The 9,622-nt window shown below is 57.7% G+C and carries 9 protein-coding genes; 2 read left to right on the forward strand and 7 right to left on the reverse strand.

Annotation, left to right across the window (positions count from 1 at the left end; genetic code table 11):
* Positions 1-329 precede the first annotated feature (329 nt).
* The 4 genes from FAA86_RS23725 to FAA86_RS23740 form a co-directional block, all read right to left on the reverse strand.
* Positions 330-965, reverse strand: a complete 636-nt coding sequence (locus tag FAA86_RS23725; protein ID WP_136543711.1) for a helix-turn-helix domain-containing protein — start codon at positions 963-965, stop codon at positions 330-332.
* Between the two features lie 66 nt (positions 966-1,031).
* On the reverse strand, positions 1,032-1,334 hold the full coding sequence (locus tag FAA86_RS23730) for a hypothetical protein (protein WP_136543713.1): 303 nt from the start codon (positions 1,332-1,334) through the stop codon (positions 1,032-1,034).
* A gap of 157 nt (positions 1,335-1,491) precedes the next feature.
* Positions 1,492-2,103 (reverse strand): response regulator FixJ, encoded by a 612-nt coding sequence (fixJ, locus tag FAA86_RS23735; protein ID WP_006724937.1) that lies wholly within the window; start codon positions 2,101-2,103, stop codon positions 1,492-1,494.
* Entirely contained in the window at positions 2,093-3,574 is a 1,482-nt protein-coding gene (locus tag FAA86_RS23740; RefSeq protein ID WP_377344624.1) for a PAS domain S-box protein, read from the reverse strand. The genes fixJ and FAA86_RS23740 overlap by 11 nt, the downstream gene beginning before the upstream one ends.
* A gap of 469 nt (positions 3,575-4,043) precedes the next feature.
* On the opposite strand from FAA86_RS23740, the gene FAA86_RS25055 reads away from it, so the two are divergent.
* The gene (locus tag FAA86_RS25055; RefSeq protein ID WP_246035185.1) at positions 4,044-4,226 is read left to right on the forward strand and encodes a GreA/GreB family elongation factor; all 183 of its coding nucleotides are present in this window, start codon (positions 4,044-4,046) and stop codon (positions 4,224-4,226) included.
* Here FAA86_RS25055 and FAA86_RS23750 read toward each other — a convergent pair.
* From FAA86_RS23750 to FAA86_RS23760, 3 genes are all read right to left on the reverse strand, one after another.
* Complete coding sequence (locus tag FAA86_RS23750; protein WP_136543715.1) at positions 4,223-5,020, reverse strand: IS3 family transposase; 798 nt, start codon at positions 5,018-5,020, stop codon at positions 4,223-4,225. The two genes, FAA86_RS25055 and FAA86_RS23750, sit on opposite strands and share 4 nt — an antisense overlap.
* Entirely contained in the window at positions 5,017-5,379 is a 363-nt protein-coding gene (locus FAA86_RS23755; RefSeq protein WP_136543717.1) for a transposase, read from the reverse strand. The genes FAA86_RS23750 and FAA86_RS23755 overlap by 4 nt, the downstream gene beginning before the upstream one ends.
* Positions 5,380-6,181: 802 nt before the next feature.
* Positions 6,182-7,357, reverse strand: a complete 1,176-nt coding sequence (locus FAA86_RS23760; RefSeq protein ID WP_136543719.1) for a vWA domain-containing protein — start codon at positions 7,355-7,357, stop codon at positions 6,182-6,184.
* 334 nt (positions 7,358-7,691) lie between these two features.
* Between FAA86_RS23760 and FAA86_RS23765 the strand changes: the two genes are divergently transcribed.
* A complete protein-coding gene (locus tag FAA86_RS23765) occupies positions 7,692-9,137 on the forward strand; it encodes a GGDEF domain-containing protein (protein WP_136543721.1) in 1,446 nt (481 codons plus the stop codon).
* Positions 9,138-9,622: the final 485 nt, after the last annotated feature.

The raw sequence follows: 9,622 nt of genomic DNA on the forward strand, positions 1-9,622 counted from the left end.
CCAACCAGCTACACCACGCGCCGGGACACGATCTTGGCACTCCTCACCAACAAAAAAATGACCCGCCACAAGTGGCGGGCCAAAGCCGCTCCTGGGAGTGCCAAGCGGCAAAGATCGATTTAATGTCTGCCTGTCACTCGTTCAAGGTGCTGGTTGTTCCAAAGGCTGCCAAGACTAGACCTTTAGAACAAGCGCGTCGCCTGTACAAACGTCACATCGTGGATCGCCGACGAGGACCGCTCTGGCAGAGATGTCGAAAACAGGTTGTAAGTACTGGACGGGCGCCCCCAATCAGATCGCACCAACATCCTATCAATGGCCTTGCACTACTAAACGCTCATCATCCGCAGCCTCTCAGGTCTGACAATTTCAAGGCTGCGGGCGCTGTGCAGCCGGATGATCCCCGCTGCACGCAGCTTTGAGATCGTACGAGATACTGTCTCAATGGTGAGGCCGAGATAGTCGCCGATATCTGCCCGGCTCATCGGCAGGTCAATAACGGCTTCGCATTCTTGGCGCTTGGCGAGGTCGAGCAGGAACACCGCGATTTTTTCAAGTGCGCTTTGGCGCCCGACGACAAGTAGGTGCTCCTGGGCGCGGATCATCGCTCGCAGCGCGATTTCCACCAATTCGTGAGGTAGTGTTCCGGCCGAGCAACGTTCCACCGCTGTTAAACCTGTGTTAACCATCGCTTCTGCGTAGAAGCCGTGGACGGCGCCGATTTCAAAGCCAAAGGTCTCACCCGTCAGATAGAAAGCGACAATCTGGCGTCGTCCGTCTGCCAGAAGCCGGGACACGCGAACGGCCCCGTACTGTATGCGATAAAGCAACCGGGCATCATCGCCCTGCGCGTAAATCACAGATTCTGGCGCGTGGAAGGTGACCGGGCGAAGGTGTGGCGCCCCTGCACTGCTGGCCGAGGTCGGTCTATATGCATCGTGATTGTGTGCTGCGGCGGCTGGCATTGATGAGCCCCTTCTGATGGGGTTATCATGCCCAACAAGGGGTAATGTCGCTATTAGGTCCTTCCACTACGGGTTCTTACGTAGGGTCGATACAGCGTTGGCAATGTCAGGCCCGTTGAGGGGTTTTGACAGCACGCAGATGTCTTCCCTGTTCCCGCCGCCGTAGTCCCTATCGTCCTCCGCCAGAACGACGAGCTTTATGCCGCGGTCGGCCAGACCGAGGCCGGCCGTCAGATCGGCAGGCGGCAGGCAGGTGTCGAGGATGACGCATTCCGCCCGACTGATCGCCTCCGTTGCCATGGTCCAGTCGTTAAACTGTTCCACCGGCTGGCCATGCGTGTTGAGCGCAAAGCTGATTGACCGCAGCAAAGCCGGGTCTTTGACAACAGCAACAATGGCAGACAGCGTGGACAATGGGATCCCAGGAGCTCGGTCGTGATCTTTCACCAAGCTTGCAGATCGCATCTTGGCCGACGCGCCACCTTGTCATGGATCAAGCGTATTGTCGGATTGCGCGGAGATTCGGCTAGATGCTGACGGTCAGTGACATGCGCACCAGTTCGGGAAGGCTGCGCGCCCTCATCTTCGTCATGACATTTGCGCGATGGACTTCGACGGTTCGCGGGCTGATGTCGAGATTGAAGGCGATGGCCTTGTTCGGCTGGCCGGCGACGACGGCCGCCAGAATTTGTCGCTCGCGTTCGCTCAGGCTGCCAATGCGCGAGCGGATGTCATCGACGCTGAGCGTACCCGCCGACGAGTCCGCCAGCCTCTCGGCCGCGCGCCGCACCGCTTCGATGATGACGGCCTCTTCAAACGGCTTCTCGATAAAGTCCACGGCACCCGCCTTCATCGCTTCGACGGCCATGGGAATATCGCCATGCCCGGTGACGATGATCGAGGGTATCGGCGGCGATATGCTCGAGATTTTGCGCACCAGATCGAGGCCGCTCATGTCCGGCATGCGCATGTCGGTGACTAGCACGGCGTTGCGAAGGCTTGGGGCGATTTCCGAAAAGGCGGTTGCGGAGACATGAAGCCTCACGCCGAAACCGTTCACCGTGAGCATGAAGCCCAGCGATTTGCGAAGTGCCTCTTCGTCGTCAACGATATGGACGGTGAAGTCATCAGGCTGCATTCTGGTCCTCGTCGTGCTGGATAAGGGTGAAACAGAAGGAGGCACCGCCGAGTTCACTCTTGGAGACTGTCATCTCGCCGCCATGGGCCTCGACGATGCGCCTAGAAATCGACAACCCGATCCCCATGCCTCCTGCCTTTGTCGTCGTGAACGGCTTGAAGATATCCTGGGCAACTTCTGGAGCAATTCCGGGACCGGAATCCTCGACCGTCACCGTCAAAAGTCCCGTCTTGTCGGCACAGACGCTGACCCGGATTTCCTTTTTCTCGGTTTGCTTCATCGCCTCGATCGCATTGCGCATGAGGTTGGTCAGCACCTGCTGAATCTGGATCCGGTCGACGAAGACCTGGTCGTTGTCCGGGGTGAAGTCGAACACGGTGCGCACGCCCTTTTCCCGCGAGCCGACGAGAGCGAGCGCTCCGGCCTCTTCGACGAGTTGACGCAGGCTCTCCGTCCGCTTTTCCGTCTCGCCTTTAGTGACGAACTCGCGCAGGTGTCGAATGATCTGCCCGGCGCGAATGCTCTGTTCGCCCGCTTCCAGCAATGCGTCACGAACCTGGATGTCGCGATCGCCAACCGCGTTCCGCAGCAGGCGCGCGCAGCCGTGTACGTAATTGGCGATGGCCGACAATGGCTGGTTCAACTCGTGCGCCAGCGTCGACGCCATCTCTCCCATTTCGTTCAATCGGCCGAGCCTTGCGAGTTCGGACTGGATCTCCTGCAGGCGGGCAGCGGATTCTTCTCGCTCCGTGAGGTCGCGAACGAACCCGGTGAAGAAGCGCTTCCCGCCACGTTTGATCTCGCCAACCGCGAGCTTCATCGGAAAGGTAGAGCCATCCTTACGTTGGCCGACCACGACGCGGTCGACGCCGATGATCCTCTTTTCGCCCGTCGCCATGTAGCGACGCATGTAGCCATCGTGCTCGACGCGGTAGGGCTGAGGCATCAGCAGCTTCAGGTTCTGACCGATGGCTTCGGCTTCCGAATAGCCGAACTGGCGGACGGCTGCGGAGTTGAACGAGATGATGATTCCGTTTTCGTCACTGACGATGGTGGCATCGAGAACCGTGTCGAGGATGGACCCCATCCGGGCCTCGCGATCATCCAGCGCTTCCCTGAGCTCTGCCAGGGTTTCCCGATCCTGGTCTCTTCGTTTGGCAGACCAGACGATCAACGCCGCCAGGACGGCAAGTGCGACTGCTTGGGCAATTACGATTTCCGAGACGGATGAATGCGTGCTGAGAAGCCAAAGGGCGAGGCCGAAGACCGCCGCGAGTAAAGCCGGACCCGCACCCCCGATCAGCGCTGTGGCGATGACCGGAATTGGTACGAGCAGGGAGAGCGCTTGCGAAGCGGCGCCGCCCATGAGGAAGAGCGGCACGCCGACGATCGCGACCGTTCCCAGAACCGCAACGACATAACCCCAGGAATTGGGGAGCAATCGTCTTTTATTTCGTTGCGTGTTGGCCATTTCGCCCCTGATTTCACACCCAATCAGCCAAAACAATGCAGAAGGTGCAATGATCCGCGCCAATTCCGCTCGATTCGACATACCACGCGGCAAGCTAGCCCTTGTGTCCAATTGATAGAAGTCAAAATGCCCCGCGGGGGAGTTTGTCTCCACAGATGGTCCGTTTCTTCGCCTCAGCTCGCCCGCGCTGTCATGCCGGCTGGGGGTGAATCGGCCTTGCTTGACTTCCGTGTCCGAGCCGGCCATGTTTTGATCATGTTGATCGAACGCTTCCATAACATCCGCACACGGATGTGCCTCATCGCAGGCACCTGACCCCCGGCCCAATCGCGTCGCGATACGGTCGTGGGGTATGGGTAGCGGTCCCCGCCAGGGGACAATAGACGACGAAGCGACACTCAATCCCAGTTTTTGTTTCAGAGCGGTGCGCCGGATGCGCGACCGCGCGTCTTGTACAGGAGGCCCGAGCATGGCTCTCGAAAAGAAACGGCAGCGCAAGCCGGCAATCATTCTCACGCGGACCGATCATGAAAGGCTCTACCGTCTTGCTGAGGCCCATGCCGGCCGGAATCCCGATGTGTTTCGGCGTGCAAAATTGACCCCATTATGGAGTGAACCCTTCGGGCTGGACCAGCGAGGCGCTTCAAACTAAGCCGCCTGCTGGGCGAGTTGAGTTTCGAATTCTGCTGGCGACAAATAACCAAGGGCTGAGTGCAGCCGCTTGGCATTGTAAATCTCCTCAATGAACCTGGGCAAGCGTTCGGCCACATCCGCGAATGTCTCGTAGCCGGCGATGTAGACGTCCTCGACTTTCAGGGTCTTCATGAAGCTCTCTGCCTGCGCATTGTGATAAGGGTTGCCGACGGCGCTCATGGAACCCTGTAGACCAGCCGCATCGAGCGCTCGTCGATAAGTCTCACTCGCGTATTGGCATCCGCGGTCCGTGTGGTGGATGCAGCCGGGTGGAGGCTTTCTGTTCTGAAGCGCCAAACGCAACGCGGCCAATGCCAGCGGCGTATCCAGGCGTTTTGACAGACCGTAGCCAACGACTTTTCGGCCGCAAGCGTCAAGAATGACGGCGAGATAGCAAAAGCCGACGGCTATGCGGATGTATGTGAAGTCAGCCACCCAAACCATGTCAGGCCGCGACGGGATCACATTGCGATAAAGGTTCGGGTAGATTGGTGAATCGTGGTTGCTATCCGTCGTGCGAACATACCGCTTACGAGGCTTGATCCCGAGGCCGTTGACCCGCATGACGCGGGCGACACGCTTGTGGTTGACCAAGTGGCCGCGCCGCTGAAGCTCGTGCGTTACGCGTCGGTATCCGTAGCAGGGCAGTTCGTCCTGGATGTCTTCGATGATTGCAACGAGTTCCGCATCGCCAAGCTTCGAGGCTCTCGCCGTTGACCGGTAATAGTAAGTGCTTCTCGGGAGATCGATCATTTTGCACCCCCGTCTGACAGAGCAGGACGCGGGCCGGTGATGATGGAGGAGTTCCCGCTGTCGCCGGCGATCGGCTGGCGCGGAGTTTTTTTCACCAGGTCCAGCTCCATCGTGAGCTGGCCGACCTTGCGTTCAAGCGCCGCAATGTGTGCCTCGTACTCGGCAATAACGCTAGCCTCTGCTTCCTCGTCGTTCAGTTCGCCACGATCGAACTGCGTCAGCCACAACTGGATGAGGTTGGCCGAAACGCCGTATGTCCGCTGTGCGTCGCGCCGTCCCATCACGCCGTTTCGGATATCCTGGCAAAGCTGCAACTTGAACGGCGTCGAATGCCGGCGATATGGACCTCTGGACTTCATGAGCCTTCTCCGATTGAGGCCCGCAGAGTGTATCAGTTTTTCCAGGTCTCGTGGTCCAGCCCGAGGGGTTCACTCCACCCGAGGGGTTCACTCCATAGCCGGCTCAGTTCTGCGTGGAAACCAACAAAGAAGGCCAGGACGAGCGGTTACCGGGCAACGATCCAGGAGCGACAGCGACCAAGCCTGCCAGACGTCCAAAGAAGAAGTGACGCAGTGATGCGGGTGACGAGGGTGGTCCTTGTCCACTCAGCCTGCGGGGGGCGGAGGGCCTACATTGCAAGAGAGGAGCGTAGGAGCTCTTTGTTGGGCACATATTGAACGTTTGGAGACGGACTAGATACGTTTCATCTCGTTCTTGAGAATACACGTTGGCCGCAGCGTCGTAAGCGGCTGCCACCGCAAAAAGCCTGAATAGCCGCCAGATTCTATGGCTGATCCCAGCATCGAGCAGCGATGTGTTTAGCAAGGGCTTCAGGTCCGCGGCGAGTGTTTGGCAGATATCTCGCAGCTCGTATTCGACCAAGGGATCAGCGGCGACGGTCTGCAGCCACCGGCATAACTCCCGGATAGTCCGGACGTCTCTCGCGGTTTCCATATGTGCATTATTTGGTAGCGGTGGGCTCATACGAGGAAACATAGCGCGCCACTGCTGAACGTCTTCTGGCGACGGGAGGCATGGTTAAAAATCAGTGCCACCGACCTCCCGGCGCTGCTCTTTGCTGTACAGCGGTTGTGCTTTCGCCCCAAACTGGGCGTTCAGCCGCAGCCGTCGAGGAGCAGTGAGCTGCGAACATGACGGCATTCAGTTCGTCAGCCTCGTGGATGCCTCCACCGCCTTGTCGCTGATCTCCTTGAAAGCTGAGACCAGCTGAGCTGCGTTCTGAGCATCATAGTAATGCGACTTGCTGGTAGCACAGTATTCCAGCAGCGCTCGCCCCTTCTTCGGCGCCATGAAAGCGACCGTGAAAATCTGCACGCCTTCGGCCTTTGCTTTGTCGCAGGTGGCTTTGGTTTTCGTATCAGAGCTTGAATTGTTGTTGTCTCCATCCGTCATGAAGAGAATGAAGCGTGTCGGGATTTGTCCGTTCTGGTTTTTATGTGCGGTGTCTTCTGTCGACTTCGTAACGTCAGAATGGGCGCGCGCCATGGCGGTTGAGGATTCTGTGCCCCCTGTCGCGGTCAAAGCCTGTACGTATGAAACCGAATGTGCACTGCCCCAATTGAAGGACACCGGCGACTGCATAGACGAATTGTATGAGACCGCGGCGGTGCGGATCAGTTTCTTTTCTTTGTCGGCGGCGTTGAACTGATCGGCGAGGCTGGCGACAGCAAGTTTCAGAGCGTCCATTTTTTTGATGTAATTGTTGACGCGATAGCTGCATTTGGAATCACCGCACTTGGTTGGCTGAGCGGGGTTTATGGTCGACGTATCCTCTCCCATGGATCCTGACCTGTCCAAGACCATGTACATCGAGAAGGCGTTTTTGCGCTCGCTGGTCGCCTCAGCCGCAGCCTGGACACTGACCTTGATGTCTTTGAAGCCAAGAAGAGCCGTCATGCCGTTGGTCGGGAGTGCATATGTCGCATGGATCGTAACGCCAAACGACTTGCCAGCACTGCTCGCTTTTCGTTCGATATTGCCGACCTGCGTCGCCAGTGGATCTTGCGCAACTTCCTCTTGAGCGCCCTCGTTATCGGCTCGATCGGCGCCGACGACGTTGAAGAATTGCTCCTTCATAAACCTTCGGGCGAGCTCTGCAGCTGCTCCATCTGTAAGAGCATTGTTTTTGGCCAGCGCGTTGGCTGTCGATAAGACGGCTGCGTCCGCGGACGATTGAAGTGCCTGCTTGAGCTGGATGGCTCGAGCGAAGTCGAGCGAGACTCCCGCCGTTGCAGCCACAACGGGGAAGATCAACGCGGTCATCAAGCCGAAATTGCCTGATTGATCGCCAAGTAGCTGCACCACACCGGTTCTCATATTCGACCTGTCCCATATCTGTTCGTGAAGTGTTTATTAGCTCAGAACTATTTAGGGACGTTTACAGAATGTAGTTAAATATCAATGTTGACATGAAACCTGGCTTCCGCGCGCGATTAATCGCGTGAACATTGAGTGGCGGAGTAAACACATGGGTTCCTGCGAAGCTTGGTGGTGACAGATCAAGTCTGCATCCAATAACTGTGTTGGATCAGCATCGCGCCGAGCTACCGGTGTCTGCAACGTTGTCTGAGGAGTTAACCGCGATTTCATCAGCAATCGCTTATGGTGCCATATGCAGGGTCATCTGCTATGAAGACCGATGAGGATATAAGTGTCCGACAGTGCAGCCATATCTGACAACGACCAGGGCAAAGGGGCGGCCACCGAACTGGAACGTTTAAGGGACGAAGTGGCTCGTCTGCAGCGCCTGGAGGAAGGATGGCGACGAGCGCTCGACGGCTCAAATCAGGCAGCCTGGTCATTCGATGTGGTGAGTGAGGAGTTCCTATGTTGCAGCAATTGGCGACGGATCCGCGGGATTCCGGATAGCGAAGTGTTGCAGATGGAGACGATTCATTGGATCGAGACCGTACATCCCGAAGACCGCCGCCATGTGCTTCAAGCCCTCGACGACCAGAACTCAGGCCGCAAAGCCTTTAGCGTCTTTCAATACCGTGAAATGCATCGTAGCGGTCGCTGGATCTGGATTGAGAGTCGCGGGTCGATCATGGAGTGGCAGCCGGATGGAAAGGCGGCGCGCGTTGTCGGTACCGATGCAGACATCACCGACCGCAAACACTCCGAGCAGAAGCTAGAGGATCTCTCCCGGAAGCTTAATCTCGCAATGGAGGTCGCGGAGATCGGACTGTTCGAAGCAGATCTCATCAATGGTCACGTCGTGAGAGACCGCCGCCTCCTTGAGATGTATGGCGCGAGCGAAAATGAGCCTCTCTTGGATGCCGATGGTACCCTCCAGAGGAGGCATTTGCATCTTGATGATCGCGACAACTGCATGGCTCGCATTGCGGACGGCATAGCCAGCGGCATGCCCTTTGGAAACCAATTTCGCGTTGTCACGACGGGTGGTGAGATACGCCACATTAGATCTCGTTCGGTAGCGTTCAAGGATCAGGATGGCCGCCAGAAGCTATTGGGTGTGAATTGGAATGTAACTGGTGACGTGAAGGCTCAAGAAGAACTGCAACGCGCCGTCGCCGAAGCCGAAGCTCGGGCGATCGCGCTGGGACAGGCAAGAGAAACCATCCGGCAGATAGCTGTGCGAGATGAGTTGACTGGATTGCTAAACCGTCGCGGCCTGAATGACCAGCTGGAAGCTTGGGACCAGAGGGCGGTAAACTTCAGCGCGGTTCTTCATCTCGATCTGGACTATTTCAAGGAGATCAATGACGAATTCGGCCATTATGCTGGCGACCTTGTCCTGCAAGAAGCTGCGCGCCGGCTCCAAAGCGTGACAACCGAAAGCGATGTACTGGCACGGTGGGGCGGGGATGAATTTGTCATCCTCACCGCCCCTGGCGCTACCCGAACCGCGGTCATGGAGATGGCGCAAGCTGCCGTCAGTTCTTTTCATGAGCCCGTCGAAATCGGTGAGGCGAAACGCATGATTGGAGTGAGCGTGGGGACAGCCTTTGCCAAGATCAATGACAGCCCGGCGCAGCTGTTGGTGGAGGCTGACCAGGCTCTTTATCGAGCCAAAGCGCGTGGGCGAGGGCGGGCTGAGATAGGCAAGAGGATGGACGCGAAGGCGTCGGGTTAAGCTTGACGGCCACTGGTCCTGAATGGTCTCTGCACGAATGCTGTCAAGTATGGCGACCTGCGCTGGCGTGACGGCAATGTCACACAAATCGCGGAAGCAACACATTGCTGAATCAACCGCACTTGCGGTTTAGCCAGGCGATGCTGGTGCAAATGACCGCCCAGGCAGGATCCTGTCGTACAGCTCTTGGCTCAAAGTATGTGTTGCCCAGGCGGGCACCGCTTTATAGTCTCGAGCGGTTCGCCGGATCTTCGTGCCAGCGAGTTTCTCGTCAGCGGTGGCTAATGCACGTCGGGCCTGAAATGACACTGATCCGGAAGCAAGCTTCACTAAGTTGCATGACAGTCCAGCGCAGATGAACGTATAGGCCCCAGCCAACGGTTCCCCAGGATATCTCGCTCATGCGAGATGGCAAAGGCTCAGCCTTTGCCCTTTCCGTTGCCATTGCCGTTCCCGCCGCCGTTGCCATTGCCGTTCCCGCCGCC

Source organism: Rhizobium rosettiformans W3 (assembly GCF_004912135.1).
In the GTDB taxonomy this organism is placed as follows: Bacteria; Pseudomonadota; Alphaproteobacteria; order Rhizobiales; family Rhizobiaceae; genus Allorhizobium; species Allorhizobium rosettiformans.